Origin of the sequence: Variovorax sp. V116 (genome assembly GCF_041154435.1) — a bacterium.
Classification (GTDB): Bacteria; Pseudomonadota; Gammaproteobacteria; order Burkholderiales; family Burkholderiaceae_C; genus Variovorax; species Variovorax paradoxus.
This window is the reverse complement of the sequence record NZ_AP028661.1, coordinates 3,772,337-3,793,683: the sequence shown is the minus strand read 5'-3', so window position 1 is coordinate 3,793,683 and position 21,347 is coordinate 3,772,337. Positions and strand designations below refer to the sequence as shown.

23 protein-coding genes are annotated in these 21,347 nt (G+C 68.1%); 10 read left to right on the top strand and 13 right to left on the bottom strand.

The window, feature by feature from the left end:
* Nucleotides 1–48 precede the first annotated feature (48 nt).
* Nucleotides 49–726: a TetR/AcrR family transcriptional regulator gene (locus ACAM58_RS18075; RefSeq protein WP_015866498.1), complete on the bottom strand. Its 678-nt coding sequence runs from the start codon at nt 724–726 to the stop codon at nt 49–51.
* 100 nt (nt 727–826) lie between these two features.
* Here ACAM58_RS18075 and msrA point away from each other — a divergent pair, with 100 nt between their 5' ends.
* The 4 genes from msrA to ACAM58_RS18055 all read left to right on the top strand — a co-directional run bounded on the left by msrA (nt 827) and on the right by ACAM58_RS18055 (nt 4,992).
* Nucleotides 827–1,378: a peptide-methionine (S)-S-oxide reductase MsrA gene (msrA, locus tag ACAM58_RS18070; protein ID WP_027730074.1), complete on the top strand. Its 552-nt coding sequence runs from the start codon at nt 827–829 to the stop codon at nt 1,376–1,378.
* Between the two features lie 26 nt (nt 1,379–1,404).
* Nucleotides 1,405–1,809, top strand: coding sequence for a hypothetical protein (locus tag ACAM58_RS18065; protein WP_369663188.1), 405 nt, complete (start codon nt 1,405–1,407; stop codon nt 1,807–1,809).
* A 77-nt stretch (nt 1,810–1,886) separates the two neighbouring features.
* On the top strand, nt 1,887–3,995 hold the full coding sequence (locus ACAM58_RS18060) for a TonB-dependent receptor (RefSeq protein ID WP_369663187.1): 2,109 nt from the start codon (nt 1,887–1,889) through the stop codon (nt 3,993–3,995).
* Between the two features lie 46 nt (nt 3,996–4,041).
* Nucleotides 4,042–4,992: an AEC family transporter gene (locus ACAM58_RS18055; protein ID WP_018905503.1), complete on the top strand. Its 951-nt coding sequence runs from the start codon at nt 4,042–4,044 to the stop codon at nt 4,990–4,992.
* A 99-nt stretch (nt 4,993–5,091) separates the two neighbouring features.
* Here ACAM58_RS18055 and ACAM58_RS18050 read toward each other — a convergent pair whose 3' ends face one another.
* Nucleotides 5,092–5,442, bottom strand: a complete 351-nt coding sequence (locus ACAM58_RS18050; protein ID WP_369663186.1) for a hypothetical protein — start codon at nt 5,440–5,442, stop codon at nt 5,092–5,094.
* A gap of 24 nt (nt 5,443–5,466) precedes the next feature.
* On the opposite strand from ACAM58_RS18050, the gene ACAM58_RS18045 reads away from it, so the two are divergent.
* Nucleotides 5,467–6,672, top strand: coding sequence for an OmpA family protein (locus ACAM58_RS18045; protein ID WP_015866492.1), 1,206 nt, complete (start codon nt 5,467–5,469; stop codon nt 6,670–6,672).
* A 6-nt stretch (nt 6,673–6,678) separates the two neighbouring features.
* Here ACAM58_RS18045 and pdxH read toward each other — a convergent pair whose 3' ends face one another.
* Nucleotides 6,679–7,359 (bottom strand): pyridoxamine 5'-phosphate oxidase, encoded by a 681-nt coding sequence (gene pdxH / locus ACAM58_RS18040; protein WP_015866491.1) that lies wholly within the window; start codon nt 7,357–7,359, stop codon nt 6,679–6,681.
* Between the two features lie 50 nt (nt 7,360–7,409).
* Between pdxH and ACAM58_RS18035 the strand changes: the two genes are divergently transcribed.
* The gene (locus ACAM58_RS18035) at nt 7,410–7,976 is read left to right on the top strand and encodes an NTP transferase domain-containing protein (RefSeq protein WP_369663185.1); all 567 of its coding nucleotides are present in this window, start codon (nt 7,410–7,412) and stop codon (nt 7,974–7,976) included.
* On the opposite strand, the gene ACAM58_RS18030 is transcribed toward ACAM58_RS18035, so the two are convergent.
* Nucleotides 7,973–8,515 carry a superoxide dismutase family protein gene (locus tag ACAM58_RS18030; protein WP_369663184.1) on the bottom strand — a complete coding sequence of 181 codons (543 nt, stop codon included), beginning with the start codon at nt 8,513–8,515 and terminating at the stop codon, nt 7,973–7,975. The two genes, ACAM58_RS18035 and ACAM58_RS18030, sit on opposite strands and share 4 nt — an antisense overlap.
* Nucleotides 8,512–9,318 (bottom strand): gamma-glutamylcyclotransferase, encoded by an 807-nt coding sequence (locus ACAM58_RS18025; protein ID WP_369663183.1) that lies wholly within the window; start codon nt 9,316–9,318, stop codon nt 8,512–8,514. Before ACAM58_RS18025 ends, ACAM58_RS18030 begins: the two co-directional genes overlap by 4 nt.
* Before the next feature lie 48 nt (nt 9,319–9,366).
* Here ACAM58_RS18025 and ACAM58_RS18020 point away from each other — a divergent pair, with 48 nt between their 5' ends.
* The 4 genes from ACAM58_RS18020 (at nt 9,367) to ACAM58_RS18005 (ending at nt 13,288) form a co-directional block, all read left to right on the top strand.
* The gene (locus tag ACAM58_RS18020; RefSeq protein WP_369663182.1) at nt 9,367–9,918 is read left to right on the top strand and encodes an OmpA family protein; all 552 of its coding nucleotides are present in this window, start codon (nt 9,367–9,369) and stop codon (nt 9,916–9,918) included.
* 155 nt (nt 9,919–10,073) lie between these two features.
* On the top strand, nt 10,074–11,900 hold the full coding sequence (gene edd / locus ACAM58_RS18015; RefSeq protein WP_278876714.1) for a phosphogluconate dehydratase: 1,827 nt from the start codon (nt 10,074–10,076) through the stop codon (nt 11,898–11,900).
* 16 nt (nt 11,901–11,916) lie between these two features.
* Nucleotides 11,917–12,552, top strand: coding sequence for a bifunctional 4-hydroxy-2-oxoglutarate aldolase/2-dehydro-3-deoxy-phosphogluconate aldolase (gene eda / locus ACAM58_RS18010; protein WP_278876712.1), 636 nt, complete (start codon nt 11,917–11,919; stop codon nt 12,550–12,552).
* A gap of 7 nt (nt 12,553–12,559) precedes the next feature.
* Nucleotides 12,560–13,288, top strand: coding sequence for a haloacid dehalogenase type II (locus tag ACAM58_RS18005; RefSeq protein WP_062366195.1), 729 nt, complete (start codon nt 12,560–12,562; stop codon nt 13,286–13,288).
* A 27-nt stretch (nt 13,289–13,315) separates the two neighbouring features.
* Here ACAM58_RS18005 and ACAM58_RS18000 read toward each other — a convergent pair whose 3' ends face one another.
* The 8 genes from ACAM58_RS18000 to ACAM58_RS17965 all read right to left on the bottom strand — a co-directional run bounded on the left by ACAM58_RS18000 (nt 13,316) and on the right by ACAM58_RS17965 (nt 21,342).
* Complete coding sequence (locus ACAM58_RS18000; RefSeq protein ID WP_369663181.1) at nt 13,316–14,377, bottom strand: acyltransferase family protein; 1,062 nt, start codon at nt 14,375–14,377, stop codon at nt 13,316–13,318.
* Entirely contained in the window at nt 14,374–15,531 is a 1,158-nt protein-coding gene (locus ACAM58_RS17995) for a hypothetical protein (protein ID WP_278874708.1), read from the bottom strand. Before ACAM58_RS17995 ends, ACAM58_RS18000 begins: the two co-directional genes overlap by 4 nt.
* 277 nt (nt 15,532–15,808) lie before the next feature.
* Entirely contained in the window at nt 15,809–16,249 is a 441-nt protein-coding gene (gene gloA, locus ACAM58_RS17990; RefSeq protein ID WP_015866481.1) for a lactoylglutathione lyase, read from the bottom strand.
* A 47-nt stretch (nt 16,250–16,296) separates the two neighbouring features.
* Entirely contained in the window at nt 16,297–16,977 is a 681-nt protein-coding gene (locus ACAM58_RS17985) for a glutathione S-transferase family protein (protein WP_369663180.1), read from the bottom strand.
* A gap of 102 nt (nt 16,978–17,079) precedes the next feature.
* Nucleotides 17,080–17,766, bottom strand: coding sequence for an ABC transporter ATP-binding protein (locus ACAM58_RS17980; RefSeq protein WP_015866479.1), 687 nt, complete (start codon nt 17,764–17,766; stop codon nt 17,080–17,082).
* Nucleotides 17,763–19,364, bottom strand: coding sequence for an ABC transporter permease (locus tag ACAM58_RS17975; RefSeq protein WP_369664498.1), 1,602 nt, complete (start codon nt 19,362–19,364; stop codon nt 17,763–17,765). Before ACAM58_RS17975 ends, ACAM58_RS17980 begins: the two co-directional genes overlap by 4 nt.
* A 100-nt stretch (nt 19,365–19,464) precedes the next feature.
* Nucleotides 19,465–20,529, bottom strand: a complete 1,065-nt coding sequence (locus tag ACAM58_RS17970; RefSeq protein ID WP_369663179.1) for a Fe(3+) ABC transporter substrate-binding protein — start codon at nt 20,527–20,529, stop codon at nt 19,465–19,467.
* Nucleotides 20,530–20,646: 117 nt separating this feature from the next.
* Nucleotides 20,647–21,342 (bottom strand): nitroreductase, encoded by a 696-nt coding sequence (locus tag ACAM58_RS17965; protein ID WP_369663178.1) that lies wholly within the window; start codon nt 21,340–21,342, stop codon nt 20,647–20,649.
* Between the last annotated feature and the right edge of the window lie 5 nt (nt 21,343–21,347).

The following is a 21,347-nucleotide window of genomic DNA, read 5'->3' as shown; positions in this document are numbered from 1 at the left end:
TAGGTTGCGCGGCGTGGGCGCGCGGCTGGCCGGCGATGCATTTGCGCGTCATGCGGCGGCTCCGGGCTGCCGGGTGAGGCCGTAAAGCACGGTCTCGGCCTGCGTGGCGAGGTATTTTTCGGGGTCGAGCGAGGTGTCCGCGTCGACGCAGACCATGGCCGAATGCTTCCACAGCATCAGGAAGATCATGGGCGCCACCACCGCGTAGATCGCGTGGTCGATGTCGACCGGCGCGAATTCGCCACGGTCGATGCCGCGCTGCAGGATGCGCCGCAGCAGCGCATGGCCCGGGCGCACCACCTCCTTGCGGTAGAACTCGGCCAGCTCGGGAAAATTGGCGCCTTCGCTCATCATGAGCTTGGTCAGGCCCGAGGCCTTGGTCATGCCCACGCGCTCCCACCAGACGCGCATGCAGTAGCGCAGCATGTCGGCCGTGGTGCCCTCGAAGGCCTCGAACTCGTCGTTCCACTCGGCGAACCGGCCGCCGAGGTTCTCGACCACCACGGCCTTGAAGAGCTCTTCCTTGCTCGGGAAGTAAAGAAAGAGGGTGCCCTTGGAGACGCCCGCGCGCGCCGCCACTTCCTCGGCACGGGTGGCGGCAAAGCCTTTTTCGACGAACAGGTCGAGCGCCGCCGCCAGCAGTTCGCCCGGACGCGCCTCCTTGCGGCGCTCGCGCTTGGCGCGCACCGGGCAGATCTTGTCGGCAAAGAATCGGGGGGTCGGCATGATTTTAATGACTCGCGGGTTAGTAATGTAGTGACCAGCATCCGGCCCGTCAAGCCGCGACAATATCGGGTTCGCTTTTTCCCCACCTGCCGGAGCAGCCATGTCCTCTTCATCGTCGCCCACTGAAACCATCGTGCTCGGCGGAGGCTGCTTCTGGTGCACCGAGGCGGTGTTCGACCGCGTGCAGGGCGTGGTGGACGTCGAATCGGGCTATTGCAACGGCCAGGTCGTCAACCCGAGCTACGAGCAGGTCTGCACCGGCCGCACCGGCCATGCGGAGGTGGTGAAGGTGGAATTCGACCCCGCGGCCATCAGCCTGCGCGAGATTCTCGAGATCTTCTTCGTGGTGCACGACCCCACGAGCCTGAACCGCCAGGGCAACGATGTGGGCACGCAGTACCGCAGCGGCATCTACTACACGAGTGATGCGCAAAAGCAGGTGGCCGAAGAGGTCATCCGCGAGATCGAGGCAAGCAAGACCTACAGCGCGCCCATCGTGACCGAGGTGGCGCCGCTTGCCAACTATTCGGCGGCCGAGGCCTACCACCAGGACTATTTCCTCAACAACCCGAACCAGGGCTACTGCGCCTTCGTGGTCGGGCCCAAGGTCGAGAAGTTCCAGAAGACCTTCGCATCGCGCGTCAAGGCCTGAGCATCCTTTTCGCAGCCCTGCTTCCCGTGCACCTCGCCAGCCCCATCCAGACCCGGTCGATCCTGTCGACCCGCGCGATCGCCGTCGCGCTGATGGTGGCGCTGTGGTTCGCGGGCACGCTGGGGCTGGTGCACCGGACGCTGCACGTGCCCGGGCTGGCGCAGGTCCACGCGGCCGCTTTGGCGGCGCACCCGACGGGCGCGCATGAGCATGCGGCGCACGCCCACGGCATCGGCGACCTGTTCGGCGACCACTCCGACGCCGAATGCCGGCTCTACGACCAACTCTCGCATGGTGCGGGCGCACCCGGCGTGCCGATGGTGGTGCTGCCGGTGCTGCTGCCCTCGGCCACCTTTGCCTACCTGCAGGGCGAGGCCATCGCCCGCTGGGTTGCACTGTTCGACGCGCGCGGCCCGCCTTCCACTCGCTGAATCCCCCTGTGTTCCGGTTGCTGCATCCGCGCCTTGCGGATGCTGGCGATCGCCCCTTGGTTCAACGAGTGTTCATCATGATTCCCAATTTCCGTCGCAACGCCATCGGCGCTGCCGTTCTTTCGCTGGCCTCCTTCGCGGCCATGGCCCAGGCCCAGCCTCAACCCGCGCTCCAGGCGCAGCCCGCCGAAGCGGCCCCGCCGGCCCTGCCGGAGATCGCCGTCACCGGCAATCCGCTGGGCGCGAGCGAACTGATCGCACCCACCACCACGCTCTCGGGCGACAGGCTCCTGATGCGCTCCGAATCGACGCTCGGCCAAACGCTCGACAACCTGCCCGGCGTGAGCAGCAGCTACTTCGGCCCCAATGCCAGCCGGCCGATCATCCGCGGCCTGGACGGCGACCGCATCCGCATCCTGCAGAACGGCGGCGGCGCGCCCGACGCCTCGTCGCTGAGCTACGACCATGCGGTGCCGATGGACGCGCTGGTCACCGAGCGCGTCGAGGTGCTGCGCGGCCCGTCGGCGCTGCAGTACGGCGGCAGCGCGGTGGGCGGCGTGGTCAACGTGATCGACAACCGCATTCCGAGCGAGCCGATCAACGGCTTCGGCGGCCGTGCCGACCTGGGCTTTTCCACCGGCAACAAGGAAAAGAACGGCGGCGTGGTGCTCGAAGGCGGCAACGACCGCTTCGCGCTGCACGTCGATGCGTTCAACCGCGACTCCAAGGATGTCTCGGTGCCCATCGACCTGGAATGCAGCAAGCCCGGCCGGCCCTGGCTCGCGCGCAAGATCTGCAATTCGGCCAACGAGGCGCATGGCGGCGCGGTGGGCGGCACGCTGTTCTTCGACCAGGGCTGGATCGGCGCCTCGGCCAGCACCTACCGCAGCACCTACGGCACCGTGGCCGAGGACGACGTGACCATCGGCATGAAGTCCGACCGCCAGGCCATCGAAGGCGAGTGGCGCCCGGGCGGCTTCATCAGCAGCATCCACGCCAAGGCCAGCCACACCAACTACCGCCACACCGAGTACGAAGGCCGCGAGGCCGGCACCACCTTCTCGAACCTGAGCAACGACCTGCGCATCGAGGCGCGCCACCAGAAGATCGGCAACTTCGAGGGCCTGGTCGGTTTCAGCAGCGAGAGCAACCGCTTTGCCGCGGACGGCGCGGAAGCCTTTGCGCCGCACAGCCGCACGCGCTCGAATGCGCTGTTCCTGTACGAGGAACTCGGCACGTCGTGGGGCCGGCTGAGCTTTGGCGCGCGCACCGAGAAGGTCCGCGTCAGGTCGCTCGGCTATCCCGACGATCCGACCGTGACGCGCTTTGCCATTGGCGAACGCAGCTTCAATCCGCACAGCGCGGCCGTGGGCGCGCTGGTCAACCTGGCGCCGCAGTGGCAGCTCACCTCGAACCTGGCCTACACCGAGCGCGCACCGAAGGACTACGAACTGCTCGCCAACGGCCCGCACGTGGCAACGGCGGCCTGGGAGGTCGGCAACCCGGACCTCGACAAGGAAAAGTCGGTCGGCTTCGACCTTGGCGCGCAATGGAAGTCGGGCGCCAACACGGCCCGCGTCAACGCCTACGTCACGCGCTTTCGCAACTACATCGGCCTGACGGCATCGGGCCGCACGCTCGACGAAGAAGGCCAGGTGGTGACCGACCCCGAAGCCACCGACACGCTGGCCGAGTACCTCTACAGCGGCGTGCGCGCGCGCTTCACCGGCATCGAGGCGAGCGGCAACCTGCGCCTCCTGGGCACCGACGGTTTCGGGCGGCTGGCCGATGCCGCGACGCTGGACCTCGAATGGCGCGGCGACGTGGTGCGCACCAAGAACCTCGACACCGGCGAGCCGCTGCCGCGCATCGCGCCGTTCCGTGCGGGCGCGACGCTGGCCTACGGCAACGGCCCCTGGAGCGCACGCTTCGGCTTCGACTACAACGCCGCGCAGCGCCACGTGCCGAGCGTCGGCGCGCGCGAGACCGATGCCTACACGCTCTGGAATGCCTCGATCGCCTACCGCATGAAGGTGCAACGCGCCAACCTCACCTGGTATGCGCGCATCGACAACATCACGAACAAGCTGGCCTACAGCCCGACCTCGATCCTGACGACGACGGTGTACCCCAACGCGCCGCTGCCGGGGCGCTCGCTGAAGGTCGGCCTGCGCGTGACCTTCTGAACGAACCCGCCGGCGTTGCCTGCAGGCAAGAGGCTATCCTCGGCGGGTGAATTCGTTCGTCATTTCTTCGCTGCTGCCGGTCGTCGTCCTGATCGCGGCAGGCTACCTGGCCGGCCGGCGCCGCTGGATCGGCGGAACCGCCGTCAAGGACCTTTCCAACCTGATCTTCCTGCTGCTTGCGCCGGCGCTGCTTTTCCGCGCGATGAGCACGGTGCACGTGCAGGAGCTGAGCCTGAAGCCCGTGGCGGCGTATTTCATCGCCTCGGGCCTGCTGTTCGCGGGCACGCTGGCGCTGCGCGGCTTCAACCGCACGGCGGCCGTCATTGCGCTGGCCAACACCTACAGCAACACGGTGATGATCGGCATCGTGCTGGTCGGCCTGGCCTATGGCGAGCAGGGCATGGTGGTGCTGCTCACGCTGATCTCGCTGCACTCGCTGGTGCTCCTGACCAGCGCCACGGTCGTGCTCGAACTGGCGGTGGCGCGGGAGCATGCGCAGCGGGACGGGCACGAGAAGCGCCCCATGGCGCGCACCGTGCTGCGCGCACTGCGCAACGCCATCATCCACCCGGTGCCGATGCCGATCATCGCGGGGCTGCTGTTCGCGCAGACCGGGCTTGCGATGCCCGATTTCCTCGACAAGCCGATCCAGCTGCTCGGCCAGGCCTTCGGTCCGGTGGCGCTGGTGATGGTGGGCATCACGCTCGCGCTGACGCCCGTCGGGCGGCACTGGCGCGAAGCGACGGTGCAGGCGCTGGTGAAGAACCTGCTGCATCCGCTGCTGGTGGCCGGCATCGGCTGGCTGCTGGGCGTGCGCGGCATACCGCTCACCGTGATGGTGGTGGCGGCGGCGCTGCCGATCGGCGCCAACGTCTTTCTCTTTTCGCAGCGCTACCGCACATCGGAAGACCTGGTCACGGCCAGCGTCGCGGTGTCGACGGTGCTCGCGCTCGCGACGCTGACCCTGGTCATGACGCTGGTGCAGTGGCTGCCTTGAGACTCTCATAGCGTTGACGGGCCCTATGCCATTCGGCAGGGTGGCCATTTGGCGAGATGGCGAGCGGCGCCTCTCGCTCTACATTTGCCCGCTGATGATTTACCCGCCGCGGTCTTCGCCGTTTTCCGCCATGGCGCCGATTGCGATGGTGATCGCGCTGTGCGGCGGCGCCATGCCGGCGGCCGCCGATACGAAGCCGTGCCGGACGCCCTGCCTTTCAGCCGCCGTGCCGCGCGAGCCGGCGCCGGCTGCGGCCAGCCCGGTGGAGCCGAAGCCTGCCCCGGCTCCGAAGCCGAGCGCCAGGCCGAAGCCGCAGGCGGTTGCCGTGGCTGCGCCGCCGACGGCGGAAGCGGAGAAGGCCCCGGCCCCGAAAAGGCCGCCGCCCTCCAGGCGCTGCAGCGAAATCAACATGCGCGCAGCGGTGGGGGAGCCGCTGTCGGACGAAGACATGAAGATCCTGAGGAGCCAATGCTGATGACGAAGACCACCCAACCGATCCGCACGGCCCTGCGCGCGCTCGCGCTGTCGTGCGCCGCGCTGCTGTGCGCCGCCTGCGCGCACCGGCCGGCGCCGGGCAATGCCATGCCTTTCGAGCAGGCCGTCAACCAGGCGGTGGACGACCTGATCGTGCAGACGCAGAAGCTGCCGGCCTTCCTGGCCAAGGTGGAGTCGTCGATCAAGCAGAGCCGCATCGTGATCGACCCGCTGCTCGAGGGCGCGAGCGGCCAGCAGACCGAGGTCACGCGCGTGGCCGAGCAGCGCATCGTGCAGCGCATGCAGTCGCAATTCAGGCAGTTCACCGTCACGCCCTTCAACAACGCCGAGATCGAGCGCGCGCAGTACGTGCTCAACGGCACGCTGGTGCGCGACAAGGATTCGGCCGATGGCCGCTACCGGCTGAACCTGGCGCTGACCGAGATCAAGAGCGGCATGGTCATTGCGCAATCGGTGGCGCGCATCAGCGATGCAACGCTCGACACGCGCCCCACGGCCTTCTTCCGCGACAGCCCGGTGAACGGCAAGGACCGCGGCGTGGAAGGCTACATCCGCACCGCCGAGACGCAGCCCGGGCAAGCTGCCGATGCGCTCTACCTGGAGCGCCTGCCCACGTCGACCGTGCTGCAGGAAGCCACCGCCGCCTACGAGGCCGGCCGCATGAGCGAGGCGCTCAGCCGCTACGAGGCCGCGTCGCGCCGGCCCGACGGCCAGCAGCTGCGCATCTACAGCGGCCTGTATCTCACGCAGGCCAGCCTCGGCCGGACGGCCGATGCGGAGAAGACCTTCGGCACCCTGGCGCGGCTCGGGCTCGAAACCAACAACCTGAGCGTGAAGTTCCTGTTCAAGCCCGGCTCGACCGATTTCCTGGCCGACCCGAAGATCAGCGCCGCCTATCCGATGTGGCTGCGGCAGATCGCGCGCCAGGCGGCGCAGATCGATTCCTGCGTGGTGGTCACCGGCCACACGAGCCGCACCGGCTCGGAGTCGGTCAACGAGCGCCTGTCGCTGCAGCGCGCGCTCAGCGTGAAGACCCGGCTGGTGGGCGAGGCGCCGCCGCTGTCGAAGAAGCTGCGCGAGTCCGGCATGGGGTTCCGCGAGAACATCGTGGGCACGGGTGCCGACGACGCCAGCGATGCGCTCGACCGGCGCGTCGAGTTCAAGGTCGCGCCCTGCGAGGCTTGACCAGGCTCAGGGCGCCAGCCGCTCGCGCACCCAGTCGGCGCCTTCGAGCCGGTAGCGCAGCCGGTCGTGCAGGCGGCTCTTGCGGCCCTGCCAGAATTCCCAGCGGTCCGGCACCAGGCGGTAGCCGCCCCAGTGCGGCGGGCGCGGCGGCGACAGCAGGTGCCTGGCGGCGGCCACGGCCGCGTTCTTGACCAGCACGTCGCGGCCGCTGATCACCTCGCTCTGCGGGCTGGCCCAGGCGCCGATGCGCGAATCGAGCGGGCGGCTCGCAAAGTAGGCGTCGCTCTCCTGCGCGCTCGCCTTTTCCACCCGGCCCTCGATGCGCACCACGCGTTCGAGCTCGACCCAGTGGAACTGCAGGGCCGCGTACGGGTTGCCCGAAAGCTCGCGGCCCTTGCGGCTTTCGTAGTTGGTGTACCAGACGATGCCGCGCGCGTCATAGCCCTTGATGAGCACGATGCGGCTCGAGGGCCGCAGGTCGCCGCCCACGGTGCACAGCGTCATCGCGTTGGGCTCGGGCACCTGCGCGTCGATGGCTTCGCCGAGCCAGCGCTCGAACTGCCTGAGCGGATCGTCGGCGCTGTGGGTTTCGCCGAGTTCGGCGCGCTCGTAGCTCTTGCGCAGCGCGGCCAGCGCTTCGCTGGTGGGAGGGGAAGAGGAAGAACTCATGCCGGCATTGTTGCGCATGCGCCGCCGCCGCAAGGCACCGCGGGGCATTCCGCGCACATACTCGGCGCATGGCGACAAAGGCGAATTCCCCGTGCGTGATCGTGCTGGCCTCGGGCCGCGGCGAGCGCTTCATCGCGGCCGGCGGCACGGGCCCCAAGCTGCAGGCGCTGCTGGCGGGCAAGCCGCTGCTCGAACGCACGCTGGACGCGGTGCGCGCGAGCGGCCTGCCGTGGCGGCTCGAAGACGCGGGCCACCCGGGCATGGGCGACTCGATTGCCGCCGCGGTGCGCGCCACGCCGGATGCCGCCGGCTGGCTCATTCTTCCGGGCGACCTGCCGCTGGTGCGCCCCGAGACGCTGCGGGCCGTGGCCGGCGCGCTGGCCGGCCGGGCGCGCGCGGTGCAGCCGCAATACAGGGGCGAGCGCGGCCATCCGGTGGGCTTCTCGGCCGGCTGCGGCGCGCAGCTCGCGGCGCTCCAGGGACCGCTGGGCGCATCCTCCATCCTGAAGGCGATGCGCGCCATCGATGCGGTGGCCGAGCTCGTGGTGGACGACGTCGGCATCGTGACCGACATCGACACGCCCGAGGCCCTGGCCGCTGCCGAGGCGCTCTGGCTCGCGCGCTTCCCGGGCTAGCGCCGCGCGATCACCGCGCAGGCGGTGCGCGGGCCGGAGTTGCCGGCCGGCTGGGTGGTGAAGTCGTCGCGGTCGCGGTGCACCACGAGCGCGCGGCCCACCACGTTGTTGGCAGTGCCTTCGGTCAGCGAGATCGAGTGGACGTCGACGCTGAAGCGGGCCACGCCGCTGCCGTCGGCCACCAGGCTCGGCAGTTCGCCGGCATGGCTGCCCGGCGCGCTGAACTTGCCGTGCGTGCCGCCGGCGGGATTGAAGTGGCCGCCCGAGGCGTTGCCGTTGTCGCCGCAGTCGCCCTTTTCGTGGATGTGGAAACCGTGCTCGCTGCCCGGCGCCAGGCCGCGCACCTCGCCGGCCACGCGCACGCCATGGTCCAGCGCGGTGAAGATCACCGTGCCCCGCGTGGGGTTGGGCGAGATCGCGGCGGTGGGCATCAGTTCGGCAGCCGCGCTCGGCTTGCCGCCCATCATGCTGCCGCAGGCCGAAAGCAGGGCGCTGGCGAGAAGGGCGGTGCCGGTGGCGGCGAGAAGGCGATGGTTCATGGATTTTCCTTGGACGGTCCGGAGGATTGTTGGGGAAGGGGGGACGAAGAATTTTTGTCCGGAGACCCTGGAACATATACCGGAGGCTGTGGCGTCCCGCAATCGGCCGCCGCCGCGGCCTGTGCCTGGCGCTCCTGTTCCTCCTGCCGCTCGTGCGCCAGCGCGACCAGCCGCGCCAGCGCCGCATCGTGGATCGAATGGCGGCGCAGCTCCAGCAGGGTCTGGCGCGCGTAGTCGAGCGAGCTGCCGTAGCGGCCCACGGCATGCGTGAAGATGTGGCGGTAGCGCTCGTCGCTGAGCTCGCCGGTGAAGTTGGGGCTGCGCCTGGAGAGCGTGAAGGCCAGCGCGCGCACCGGGCCTTCGGGCGTGTTGCACTTGAGCCACCGCGGGTCGTACACGCCGGTGGGCATTTCGCGCAGCCAGAGCCTGCGCAGCGTGTCGAGCCCGTGGGCCGACGGCACGCGGAACACCATGCCGCGGCAGCTGCCGCCCGACAGCAGGCCGAAGACGAGGCCGGGCGTCTGCACGCTGCCGCGGTTGATGCGGCTCCACATCTTGAGCGCGCGATGCCAGCCGTGCACCGAGGCCGGGCGGCGCTCCGCAAAATCGAACTCGGGCCGCCAGATCAGCGAGCCGTAGCCGAAGAGCCACAGGTCGTCGCGCCCGCCCCAGTCGGCAATGGCCTGTTCGAGCATGGGCTGCGGGTCGCGCAGCGGCCTGGGCATCGGGTCCAGGCCCGGCGGTCCGGGATCGGGTGCGGGGCCGGAGGGGCCGCCGCCTACAATTTCGCGATCATGGTTCACCGCACCATTATTTACCGGCCTCTTTCTTCTTACGGAGTACGACCCCTCATGAGCGACGACGACAGCCAGCAAAACTTCATCCTCGGATTTCTCCTGGCACTGATCGCGCTGGTGATTTTCTTCGTGTTGGGCATCGTGCTCTGGCACAAGAACCATGGCGCGGCGCCGGCTGCCATGCCTGCCGTCGCCGTGGCTGCGGCGGCCGCAGGGCCGGCCACCCACACCACGGTGGCGGAGGTGACCGAGACGGTGACGGTCGTCATTCCCGACGGGGCCAGCATCCGCGTGGCCGACGGCGTGGTGAATTTCTACTTCGCCACCGGCAGCGCCGACCTGGCGCCCGGCGCGGCCGAGGCGCTGGCCGCCGTCATCAAGGGCGTGGAGAGCGGCCGCAAGGCCGTGGTCTCGGGCTTCCATGACACCACCGGCGACGCGGCCATCAACGAGCAGCTCGCCAAGAAACGCGCTGAAACAGTCCGTGACGTGCTGGTGGGCCTGGGCGTGCCGGCCGGCAAGGTCGACCTGCAGCGGCCCGCCGTCACCGCCGGTTCGGGCAACGACGCCCAGGCGCGGCGCGTCGAAGTCAAGCTGGTCGACTGAGCCAGCCGCGGGCCCTTGCGGCCCGCCAATCCGTATTGCCGGGGTGCGGATTTCCATCGGCCTCGGCCGCGGGGTCTTGGTACCATTGACTTCCACGTCGAAGGTCGCAAAAGCGACAGTGGCCAGAGGCCGGCAGCGCGACCGAAACCATCCCCATGAGCACACATCCCACCGTCCTTGACGTTACCGATCGCATTCGCGAGCGCAGCCAGGGGCCGCGCAGCGCATACCTCCGGCGGCTCGCGGAAATCCGCAACCGCGACAGGGGTTCCGACCGCATGGGCTGCGCCAACGTCGCGCACGCCGTGGCCGGCATCCCGGCCAACGACAAGTTCAAGGTGGTGACGGAGCGCGCGCCCAACATCGGCATCGTCACCGCCTACAACGACATGCTCTCGGCCCACGCGCCGTACCAGGGCTACCCCGACATCATCAAGCAGGAGGCGCGCAGCCTCGGCGCCACCGCTCAGGTGGCCGGCGGCGTGCCCGCCATGTGCGACGGCGTGACCCAGGGCACGCCCGGCATGGAGCTGAGCCTTTTCAGCCGCGACGTGATCGCCATGGGCACCGCGATCGCGCTCACGCACGACATGTTCGACGGCGCGCTGCTGCTGGGCGTGTGCGACAAGATCGTGCCGGGCCTTTTGATCGGCGCGCTGCACTTCGGCCACCTGCCCACGGTGTTCGTGCCCGCCGGCCCCATGCCCTCGGGCCTGTCGAATAACGAAAAGTCGAAGGTGCGCGAGCAGGCGGCACAAGGCCTGGTCGGCCGCCAGGGCCTGCTCGACGCCGAGATGGCGGCCTACCACACCATGGGCACCTGCACCTTCTACGGCACCGCCAACAGCAACCAGATGCTGCTCGAGGCCATGGGCCTGCACGTGCCCGGCACCGCCTTCATCCAGCCCGGCGACGCCATGCGCGAGACGCTCACGCGCGAGGCCGTGCGCACCGTGCTGGGCCGCGCGGGCGAGGCGAAATTCAGTTGCCCCCCCATCGGCGAAATGGTCGATGAGCGCTGCATCGTCAATGCCATGGTGGCGCTGCTGGCCACCGGCGGCTCCACCAACCACCTGATCCACTGGGTGGCCGTGGCGCGCTCGGCCGGCATCGTGATCGACTGGGACGATTTCTCCCGGCTCTCCGACGTGATCCCGCTGCTGACGCGCGTCTATCCCAACGGCAGCGCCGACGTGAACGCGTTCCAGGCCGCGGGCGGCCCGGGCTTCGTGATCGGCGAGCTGCTCGACGCCGGCCTGATGCACGCCGACGTGCTCACGGTGCGTGCCGGCGGCATCCGCGAATTCGCGAACATTCCCTCCCTTGCGCAGGACAAGCGCCTGGCCTGGACCTCCGCCGCGCCTTCCAAGGACGAAGCCGTCGCGCGGCCCGTGGAGAACCCCTTCAGCGCGACCGGCGGGCTGAAGCTGCTCAACGGCAACCTGGGGCGCAGCGTGATCAAGGTGTCCTCGGTGCCCGACGACCGCCACGTGATCGAGGCGCCGGCGCGCGTCTTCGATTCGCAGGCTGCGCTGCACCAGGCCTTCACCGCCGGCGAGCTGGAGCGCGACGTGGTCTGCGTGGTGCGCTGGCAGGGGCCGCAGGCCAACGGCATGCCCGAGCTGCACAAGCTCACGCCGCCGCTGTCGGTGCTGCAGGGCAAGGGCTTTCGCGTGGCGCTGGTCACCGACGGCCGCATGAGCGGCGCCTCGGGCAAGGTGCCCGCGGCCATCCACGTTTCTCCGGAAGCCGCCGCGGGCGGCCCGCTCGCCAAGGTGCGCGACGGCGACGTCGTGCGCCTGGACGCCGTCGCGGGCACACTGGCGGTGCTGGTGCCCGACGACGAATGGGCCGAACGCGAGATCGCCAAGCTGCCCGAGGCCCAGCGCATCGCAGACAGCCACGGCCTGGGCCGCGAGCTGTTCGCTGGCATGCGGCGCAATGCGCTGACGGCGGAAGAAGGCGCATGCTCGTGGCTGTGAACATTGGAGCAATGAAATGACAGACAAACTCACCGCACTCGAGGTCATGCGCGATGCACCGGTCATTCCGGTGATCGTGCTGCACGACGTGAAACATGCCATCCCCCTGGCGCGCGCGCTGGTGGCCGGCGGCATCCGCATGCTCGAGGTCACGCTGCGCACGCCGCAGGCGCTCGAATGCATCGAGGCCATTGCCAGGGACGTGCCCGAGGCCGTGGCCGGCGCGGGCACCATCCGCAGCGCGGCCGATGCGCAGGCCTCGGCGCTGGCCGGCGCGAAGTTCGGCGTGAGCCCGGGCTATACGCGCGCAGTGGGCAAGGCCTGCCACGACCTCGGCCTGCCGCTTCTGCCCGGCGTGGCCACCGGCAGCGAGATCATGACGGCGCAGGAAGACGGCTACACCGAGCTCAAGTTCTTTCCCGCGCTGCAGGCGGGCGGCATTCCCATGCTGAAGGCGTGGCAGGGCCCGTTCGGCGACGTGAGCTTCTGCCCGACCGGCGGCATCCATGCCGACAACGCGGCCGAGTTCCTGGCGCTCTCGAACGTGGCCTGCGTGGGCGGCTCGTGGATCGTGCCGGCGGACGCCATCCGCAACGGCGACTGGGCGCGCATCGAACAGCTCGCACGCGCCGCGAGCCAGCTCTCACGCTGAGCCGATCATGCGTGCGGATTTCGACGCCAGTGACCTGAAGGTCATTGCCTTCGACGTTTTCGGCACCGTGGTCGACTGGCACAGCGGCATCGCGGCCGAGGCCGAGCGCGCATTGCCCGGTGTCGACGGCGCTGCCTTTGCGCTGGCCTGGCGCGCGGGCTACCAGCCCGCCATGAAGTCCGTGATGGAGCGCATCGCGGCGGGCGAGGGCGGCTTCACGCTGCTCGACGAGCTGCACCTGAGCATGCTCGAACAGGTGCTGCACGACTTCAGCCTGGCCGACCGGCTCGACGGCGCCGCCAAGCGCGATCTCAGCCGCGCCTGGCACCGCCTGCCCGCGTGGCCCGACGCGGTGGAGGGGCTCACGCGCCTCAAGAAGAAGTTCACCATCTGCACGCTCTCCAACGGCAACATTGGCCTTTTGACCGAAATGGCCAAGCGCGCCGGCCTGCCCTGGGACTGCGTGCTGTCGGCCGAGGTGTTCAAGGCCTACAAGCCCGACCCACGCACCTACCTTGGCGTGGCGGGCGTGTTCGATGCGACGCCGGGGCAGGTGATGCTCGCCGCGGCGCACCACGACGACCTGGCGGCGGCGCGCACCTGCGGCCTCAAGACCGCCTACATCGAGCGGCCCCACGAATTCGGCCGCGCCCAGCCGAAGGACGTTTCGCCGAATCCGGACAACAACCTGCACGCGCGCGACATCAGGCAACTGGCCGATCTGCTCGGCTGCTGAACCCTCGTCGCGTCGCGCGCGGCGCCGTCACCTCGCCCTGGCCGCGCTGAAGGATTTCGCGGACTTGATCATTCCCCGCATCATCTGCGTGAGCGGGAACTCCACGAAGCGGTAGACCATGTGCGACGCCCAGATCGACGCGATACAGATCGCAACGGAAATGGCGAGGATCTGAGGCACCGAGGTGAAGCCCAGCAGTTTGACCGTGAGAGGGATGGCAACCAGGATGAACGGGTGGAACAGGTACAGCGAGTAGGAGCTGTCCCCGATGGCCAGGATCACGCGCAGCCTGGCCCAGAACGATCCGAGCGATACCAATCCGAAGAAAATCATTGCGGAGGGAATTGCCAGCGCAAATCCCCGGAGTTCGCTGCTGCCAAGGCCTTCCGAAATGGCCAGGTGCGCAAGAAATGCCCCGGCGGCCATCAGGACGATGGACACCGGCGCGCTCTGCCGGATCAGCCCTTTCTTGAACGCCACGCCAATGGCCACGCCGAATGCGAACTCCAGGAACAATGAAAAATTCATGACCTTGTAGTCGAGGCCGGAAAGCAATCCAATGAACGATGCCGCGGCCAATACCAGGCACGCGAGATAGGCGTTCCTTGGCCTGGCGGTCGGCAATGCGACCAGCGCCCACAGGCCGTAGAAAATGATTTCGTAGGTGAGCGTCCATCCGTTGTTGACCAGGTACGGGGCGGACGTGGGCCACAGGAAGAACGAAGCGGCAATGTCGGTGGGCTCCTGGGCATTGCTGTTGATCAGCTTCGGCGCAAGCATGAAGACCGCCAACGCCAGCAAGGACAGTCCCCAATAAAGGGGAAACACCCGGATGATCCGCTTCTCCATGAATTCCACGTGGGTCATGGTCTTGTTGGCCGTGACAAAGTAGATGATGAAGCCGCTGATCATGAAGAAGATATCGACCCCGATGATCCCGAAATCGAACAGCGGAATGGCGCCGCCGGAAAGCGCATGGGCTTTCTGCGCCGCGTGATGAATCACGACCAGCAGCGCGGCAATGCCTCGGCCTGCCTGAATGGATTCGACGTACTGTGGCTGGTCCACCGCAATGGATTGGGATTTCACGAAATTCGATCCTGACGAGTGGGGCGGACAAAGAGCGGGTTGCTCGAAATGGCGGCGGCCTGCCTGCGCCGCAGCAGCCTTTTTTCGGCCAGCTCGGTTTTCTGCGCCAGTGCCATGGCCGAAAAGACGAGCGGACTCACAATGGCGAAGTGGCGCGCAAACGAGCCGAAGTCAGGCTCGAACACCCCCTCGATGATGAGGAAGGACAAAGGCGCAAGGGCCACCTTGCCGGCCTGGATCAGGTTCCTGTTGCCCGACTTCGCGCCCTCGACGATGACTTTCACCATCCACACGAACGTGAAAGGCATGATCGAGATGAACGCCAATTGGCTGACCGAGCCAAAGCGCAGAAGCTCGAGCGGAAAAGCCAGGCGGAAGAAGGTGATCGTGGCGTTGAGCGCCTGCAGCAGCGCATTGTCGGAAGCGATGACCGCCTCGATGACCGTCCGCGATCCTTCGGCGCCGACTTCCCGGTTCTCATTGACCGTTGCGCGGGCAAAGTCCAGGGTGGCGCCCAGTGCGATCTGGAAGGTCAGCGCAAGCGCGATATAGACCAGGACGATGATGACCAGGAGCCTGAATACGGTGAGCTGCTTTCTTATCAAGCGCAGCCCGAGCCAGACGGCGCTGACCAGCAGCCAATACTTTCTGACCACCCACCCGTAGATCGTCGACGACAGGAACCACGTCAGCCCGAACCCGCTGTGCTGCGCCGCCATCACCGAAAGCAGCACCACGCAGGCCGACAGCATGTCCTTGGAAAGCACCGAAAGGAAAATGGCCCTGATAAATCCCCAGCCGAGCGAGACGAAAAATACGCCAAGGGGAATTCGGCTGAATTGGAGTATGGGGATGACGGTGAGCGTGACGCTCAGAAAGGCGCCGGCAATGGGCGCCGTCTTGGCGCTGAGCCCGGCCGACTCCAGCAGGAATGCGCTGCAGGCGTAGGAGTTTCTTTCCTCGATCGTGGTGGAGGTGAGCTGGCACAAATCGGCGCCGAAGAAACTCAATAGCGTTTCTTCGTCCGGAAAATTCTGGGCCGCCGTGTCGTGGTAGAGAAACGGAATGACGCCGACGATCAGGGCGGAAAAGAAAAAGATGATCAGCGATATGGCCGGATCAATAGGCTTGCCGCGTATGCTCAGAATCGTCAATTTTCATTCCGCTTGGAAGAAAGCGCTCATGTAGAAAATAGTTCAAGGAATAAGGAGCATTCGGCGCCGCGTCCGAATGGACGATCTTGCTGAACTGTGAAGCTCTTCGATCGCGATTCCGGGTATCAGAATGTGATGCGTCCTGCATCAGCACTACCCCTTGAAAATACCAGCAAAGAATATGCCGATCGCCTTTAAAAGGTGATCATTTGTATCCTCAATTCAGCGGCCGCGAAGCGCTGATGGCGGCGCCGGGCGCGGGCGCCGCGGGGCCCGGCTAGGACGCGCGCAGGGCGTCGGAACCGGCGGGGCTGCCGTCGCCGGAAGCCTTTGCCTTGTCCTGGATGAGCTCGATCTTGTAGCCGTCGGGATCGGTCACGAAGGCGATCACCGTGGTGCCGCCCTTCACGGGCCCGGCTTCGCGCGTGACGTTGCCGCCGGCGGCCTTGATCTTTTCGCAGGCCGCGTAGGCGTCGGGCACGCCGAGCGCGATGTGGCCGTAGGCCGTGCCGAGTTCGTAGCTTTCGGTGCCCCAGTTGTAGGTGAGCTCGATCTCGGCCTGCCCGGGGTTGCCGCCGCCGTAGCCGACGAAGGCGAGGCTGTATTTGTACTCCGGGTTCTCCGAGGTGCGCAGCAGGCTCATGCCAAGCACCTGGGTATAGAAATCGATCGAACGCTGGAGGTTGCCGACGCGCAGCATGGTGTGGAGGAGTCGCATCTCGTGGGATCTCTGTTGTTGCGGGGGGAAGAATTCCATTGTCGGCGCTAGGCGAGCGCGAGCAAGTGCGCCTCGTGCTTGCGCAGGAATTCGCGCAGGTGCTGCGGATACTCCGGCACCACCGCGCTCTGCACGCTCGGCCGCGCCGCCAGTGCCTTGCGCCACGCATTCACCTTGGGCAGGGCATCGAAGATGTGCGAGTTGCTGATCTCATCGAACACCTCGAAGTAGCGAAAGATCGGCGCGAACACCGCGTCGACCAGGCTGAAGTTCTTGCCTGCAAAGTAGGGGCCGGCGCCCAGCGCGGCTTCGACGCGCTCGAACTTGGCGGCAAGGGCCAGGCGCTTCTGCTCGAACACTTCGGCGTCGCGCGTGGTCTCGTAGCCCCACAGGTCGCCCAGGATGGCCGAGCCGAACTCCATCCACGCGCGATGCTCGGCGCGGGTGAGCGGATCTTCGGGATGCAGGCGCGGGCCGGGCTGGGTTTCTTCGAGGTACTCGCAGATCACATTGCTCTCGAACAGCACTGCTTCGCTGCCGCCGGGCCGCTGAAGCCGCAGCAGCGGCACCTTGCCCAGGGGCGAGATGGCAATGAACCAGTCCGGCTTGTTCGCCAGGTCGATCACCACGCGCTCGAAGGGCACGTTCTTTTCGGCCAGTGCGATGGCGGCGCGCTGCACATAGGGGCACAGCAGGTGGCTGACGAGGGTGAGGGGCTTGTTGGACATGGCGTGGGCGCTCCGGAAAAGTTGCAGTTGGGACCGCGGCAATTCTTGCGGCCCCGAACAACCTTTTCCCGAAAAGCCCATTCGCCGAACGGGCGCCCTGTGCTATTTGGCAGTGGTGTCCAGCCAGTGCGTGATGCGGCCGCCGTGCATCACGCCGATGCGGTCGGCCATGGCATGGGCCTCGGCCTCGTTGTGGGTGACCAGGATCGCGGTCTGCCCGGCGCGCCGGAGGATGCCGCGCACCTCGGCCGTGAGGCGCTCGCGCGTGCCGCCGTCGAGGTTGGAGAACGGCTCGTCGAGCAGCAGCAGTTCGGGCGAAGGCGCCAGTGCGCGGGCGAGCGCAATGCGTTGCTGCTGCCCGCCCGACAGTTCATGCGGAAAGCGCTCTCCGGCATCGGCCAGGCCCACCAGCGCCAGCATCTCGGCCACGCGGGCCTGCTGCTGCGCACGGCTCGAGCGGCGCAGGCCGAAGGCCACGTTCCGGCTGGCCGAGAGATGGGGAAACAGCGCGTACTCCTGGAACATCATGCCCACGCGCCGCTGCTCGGGCGGCAGGTGCACCTGGGTGGAGGAGAGCAGCACGTCGCCGAGCCGGATGGCGCCCGCGCGCAGCGGCTCGAAGCCCGCGATCGCCCGCAGCACCGTGGTCTTGCCGCAGCCCGAGGGGCCGAACAGGCAGGCGATCTCGCCGGCGCGCAGCGAAAGCGAGAAGTCGTTGACCACGGCATGCAGGCCGCGCGGCGTTTCGTAGGCGAGCTGGATCGATTCGATGGAAAGAGGGGAACTCATTGTGTCTCTGCGGCTGGCGTGCCCAGTTGGTTGCGCGCCAGCAGCACCACCGGCAGCAGGCCGGCCGCCACGATGGCGAGCGCGGCAATCGCGCCTTCTTCATACGTGCCGCGGGCGGCCTCGGCATAGAGCCAGGTGGCCAGCGTGTCGAAATTGGCCGGCCGCAGCAGCAGCGTGGCCGGCAGTTCCTTCATGGCATCGACGAAGACCAGCAGCGCGCCCGTGGCAATCGCGGGCTGCAGCAGCGGCAGGTGCACGCGCCGGAGCGTGCCGCCGCTGGTTTCGCCGAGCAGCCGCGAAGCCTGCTCGATGGCGGGCGGAATGCGGGCGAGCCCGGCCTCGATGCCGCCGACCGGCATGGCAAGGAAGCGGATCGCGCAGGCCACCACCAGCACGATGCCCGCGCCCATGAGCGGCAGGCCCTGCAGGCCGAGCATGCCGGCCAGCGCGGCGTCGAACGCAAGCGCCGGCGTGAGCAGGCCGATGGCGAGCACGGTGCCGGGCAGCGCATAGCCCAGCGTGGCCGCGCGCGCCTGCCAGCGCGCGCGGTTCGGGCGCGATCCCTGGCTGCGCGTGGCCCAGGCCACCACCAGCCCCGCGGCCACCGCTGCCACCGTGACGCCGGCGGCCAGCGTGACCGTGTTGCCGAGGCTGGCGAGCAGCCCTTGCGACACGCCGCCGCCCTGGCGCAGCCGCTTGGCGCTTTCCCAGACCAGGTAGAGCGCGGGCGCCACGAAGCCGATCAGCACCGGCAGCGACGCGGTGGCGGTGGCGAGCCAGGCGGCGCCGCCGTGCAGGCGCCGCGGCTGCATGGCGCGCATGCGCTGCGCCGAGCCGAAGCGCTGGTGCCGGCGCCCGTTGCGTTCGAGCCAGACCAGCGCGACCACCACGAACAGCATGGCGCAGGCGATCTGCGCCGCACCGGCCAGGTCGGAGCGCGTGATCCAGGTGGTGTAGACCGCCACCGTGAGCGTGTTCACGCCCAGGAATTCGGAGGCGCCGATGTCGTTGAGCGTTTCGAGCAGCGCCAGGCTCAGGCCCACTGCGAGCGCCGGCCGCGCCAGCGGCAGCGCCACGCGAAAGAAGGCGCCGCGCCGGCTTTCGCCCAGCGTGCGCGCCGCTTCCATCAGGTGCGCGGGCTGCGTCATGAACATGGCACGCGCCGTCATGTAGACGTAGGGGTAGAGCACGAAGCCGAGCACGAAGATCGCACCCGGCATCGAGCGCAGGTCCGGCAGGCGGAACTGGCGCGGGCTGTCGAAGCCCAGTGCCCAGCGGATCGCGCCCTGCACCGGGCCGATCGGATGCAGCAGGTCCAGGTAGGCAAAGGCGACGATGTAGGTCGGCATTGCGAGCGGCAGCAGCAGCGCCCAGTTCAGCACGCCGCGCCCCGGAAAGTCGCAGGCCGTCACGAGCCATGCGCAGCCGGTGCCGATCAGCAGCACCAGCGCGCCCACGCCCATGAGCAGCAGGGCCGTGTTGAGCGCGGCCTGCGGCAGCACGTGCGCGAACAGCGGCCCCCAGTGCGCGACGCCCGAGCTGAAGGCGAGCCAGGCGAGCATGAGCACCGGCGCGAGCACGCCGATGGCGATGGCCATCGAGGCGAAGCGCCAGACCGGGCCCGCCGCCTGCAGCACCAGCGGGTGGCGCTTCGCGATCAACATCCGGGCATCGGCAAGGCGTGCCCTGCCATTTCCATCACTGATCGAAGCCGACCTTGTCGACCAGCGCGCTGGCCTGCTTGCGGTACTTGGCAATTTCGGCCACCGGCAGCGGGTCGGCCTTCAGCTCGCCGATGGTTTCTCCGATGATCGGATCGAGCGCCACGCCCTTGCGCACCGGATATTCGTAGTTGGCCTGTGCGTAGAGCGCCTGCGCCGGCTCCGACACCAGGAACTCGAGCAGCTTGACCGCATTGGCGCGCTGCGGCGCGTTCTTGGCCACGGCCGCGCCGCTGATGTTGACGTGCGTGCCGCCGCCCTTGGCGCCGGCAAAGGTCGGGCGGACCACCTTGATGGCGTCGCCCCACTTGCGCGCGTCGGTGCCGGCCGCAGCGCTCTTCATCTGGCCGACGTAGTAGGAGTTGGCAAGGCCGATATCGCAGATGCCGCCCAGGATGTCGCGCGCCACGTCGCGGTCGCCGCCGGTGGCCTTGCGGGCCAGGTTGGCCTTGACGCCGCGCAGCCACTGCTCGGTCTTGGCCTCGCCGTCGTGCGCGATCATGGCCGCGATCAGCGCCGTGTTGTAGGGGTGCTGGCCCGCGCGGATGCAGACCTTGCCCTTCCATTTGGGGTTGGCCAGGTCTTCGTAGCGGAAGCTGGTGATCGGCTGGTCCCTGTCGGCGTAGAGCACGCGCGCGCGCAGCGAGAGCGCGAACCACTGGCCGTCGGCGCCGCGCAGGTTGGCGGGCACGGCCGATTCGAGCGCGGCCGATTTCACCGGCTGCGTCACGCCGCCATCGACCAGGTCCATCAGGTTGCCGATGTCCACCGTCATCAGCACGTCGGCCGGCGAGCGCGCGCCTTCGGCCTTGACGCGTTCGAGCAGGCCGTCCTTCACGAACACCGTGTTCACCTTGATCTTGCTCTGCGCGCTGAAGGCCGAGATCAGGGGCTGGATCAGCGCGGCTTCGCGCGTGGTGTAGAGCGTGAGCTCATCGCTGGCAGCGTGCGCGGGCAGGGCAACGGCGGCAGCCAGCCAGGCGGCGGTGACGCCGATCAGTGCGCGGGCGGCGCGGCCTTGGACGCCGGGGCGGTCGGTCATGAAGGATCCTCCAGGTGCAGAGACATGTTGTGGAAAGTCATCGCCACCGCGAGGGTGACGATGAGAATCATTATCACTGCCCTTGGGGCGGTTTTTTACCTCCTTGCACTTACATTGCTAATCCACCCATTGGCAAACCTGGGCCAGCGGCGCCCGCGACGTGCGGAACCGGTTGGCCGGGTGCGAGGGGTCCTCGTAGCCGAAGGCGATGCCGCAGACCACCTGGCGATCGTCCGGGATGTCGAACCAGCGATGCAGGAACTTCGAGCGCGAGGCCACGGCCGCCTGCGCGATGCTGGCCACGCCCAGGCTGCGCGCCGCCAGCATGAAGTTGTTGACATAGGCGCCGCAGTCGAGCGCGCCATAGGTGCCGAGCAGCGCCTCGGTGGTGACGAGCGCCACATGCGGGGCGCCAAAGAACCTGAAGTTCTCCTGCGCCTGCCGTTGCGAGGCCTCGCGGTCGCCGCGCGCCACGCCCACGCTTTCATACAGCTGGAAGCCGCATTCGCGGCGGCGCTCACGGTACACGCCGCGATATTCCGCGGGCGGTGCAATGTCGAATGCGGCATCGGCCGCGGCTTCGTCCGAATCGAAGGCCTGGCGCAGCCGTTCGGTGGCCGCGGCACTGGCCACGATCACCTGCCAGGGCTGCGAGTTGCACCAGGAGGCGGTGCGCTGCGCCAGCTGCAGGATGGCATCGATGGTCTCGCGTGCGACCGGTTCGGCCAGGTAGCCGCGGCAGCTGTAGCGCTCGGCGAGCAGGGCCTCGAAGGCTGGCGCGAGCGCGGGGTCGTGGGGAATGGAGGACGGCATGGGCG

What these genes read in the sequence shown, in the direction of transcription:
- ACAM58_RS18005 (WP_062366195.1), top strand. Translation starts at nt 12,560, where the DNA reads ATGCGTGCGGATTTCGACGCCAGTGACCTGAAGGTCATTGCCTTCGAC.
- pdxH (WP_015866491.1), bottom strand. Translation starts at nt 7,359, where the DNA reads ATGCGCAACAATGCCGGCATGAGTTCTTCCTCTTCCCCTCCCACCAGC.
- ACAM58_RS17975 (WP_369664498.1), bottom strand. Translation starts at nt 19,364, where the DNA reads ATGGCCATCGCCATCGGCGTGCTCGCGCCGGTGCTCATGCTCGCCTGG.
- ACAM58_RS18050 (WP_369663186.1), bottom strand. Translation starts at nt 5,442, where the DNA reads ATGTCTTCGTCCGACAGCGGCTCCCCCACCGCTGCGCGCATGTTGATT.
- ACAM58_RS17985 (WP_369663180.1), bottom strand. Translation starts at nt 16,977, where the DNA reads ATGTCCAACAAGCCCCTCACCCTCGTCAGCCACCTGCTGTGCCCCTAT.
- ACAM58_RS17965 (WP_369663178.1), bottom strand. Translation starts at nt 21,342, where the DNA reads ATGCCGTCCTCCATTCCCCACGACCCCGCGCTCGCGCCAGCCTTCGAG.
- ACAM58_RS18045 (WP_015866492.1), top strand. Translation starts at nt 5,467, where the DNA reads ATGACGAAGACCACCCAACCGATCCGCACGGCCCTGCGCGCGCTCGCG.
- ACAM58_RS18075 (WP_015866498.1), bottom strand. Translation starts at nt 726, where the DNA reads ATGCCGACCCCCCGATTCTTTGCCGACAAGATCTGCCCGGTGCGCGCC.
- ACAM58_RS18060 (WP_369663187.1), top strand. Translation starts at nt 1,887, where the DNA reads ATGATTCCCAATTTCCGTCGCAACGCCATCGGCGCTGCCGTTCTTTCG.
- edd (WP_278876714.1), top strand. Translation starts at nt 10,074, where the DNA reads ATGAGCACACATCCCACCGTCCTTGACGTTACCGATCGCATTCGCGAG.
- msrA (WP_027730074.1), top strand. Translation starts at nt 827, where the DNA reads ATGTCCTCTTCATCGTCGCCCACTGAAACCATCGTGCTCGGCGGAGGC.
- gloA (WP_015866481.1), bottom strand. Translation starts at nt 16,249, where the DNA reads ATGCGACTCCTCCACACCATGCTGCGCGTCGGCAACCTCCAGCGTTCG.
- eda (WP_278876712.1), top strand. Translation starts at nt 11,917, where the DNA reads ATGACAGACAAACTCACCGCACTCGAGGTCATGCGCGATGCACCGGTC.
- ACAM58_RS18020 (WP_369663182.1), top strand. Translation starts at nt 9,367, where the DNA reads ATGAGCGACGACGACAGCCAGCAAAACTTCATCCTCGGATTTCTCCTG.
- ACAM58_RS17980 (WP_015866479.1), bottom strand. Translation starts at nt 17,766, where the DNA reads ATGAGTTCCCCTCTTTCCATCGAATCGATCCAGCTCGCCTACGAAACG.
- ACAM58_RS17970 (WP_369663179.1), bottom strand. Translation starts at nt 20,529, where the DNA reads ATGACCGACCGCCCCGGCGTCCAAGGCCGCGCCGCCCGCGCACTGATC.
- ACAM58_RS18030 (WP_369663184.1), bottom strand. Translation starts at nt 8,515, where the DNA reads ATGAACCATCGCCTTCTCGCCGCCACCGGCACCGCCCTTCTCGCCAGC.
- ACAM58_RS18035 (WP_369663185.1), top strand. Translation starts at nt 7,410, where the DNA reads ATGGCGACAAAGGCGAATTCCCCGTGCGTGATCGTGCTGGCCTCGGGC.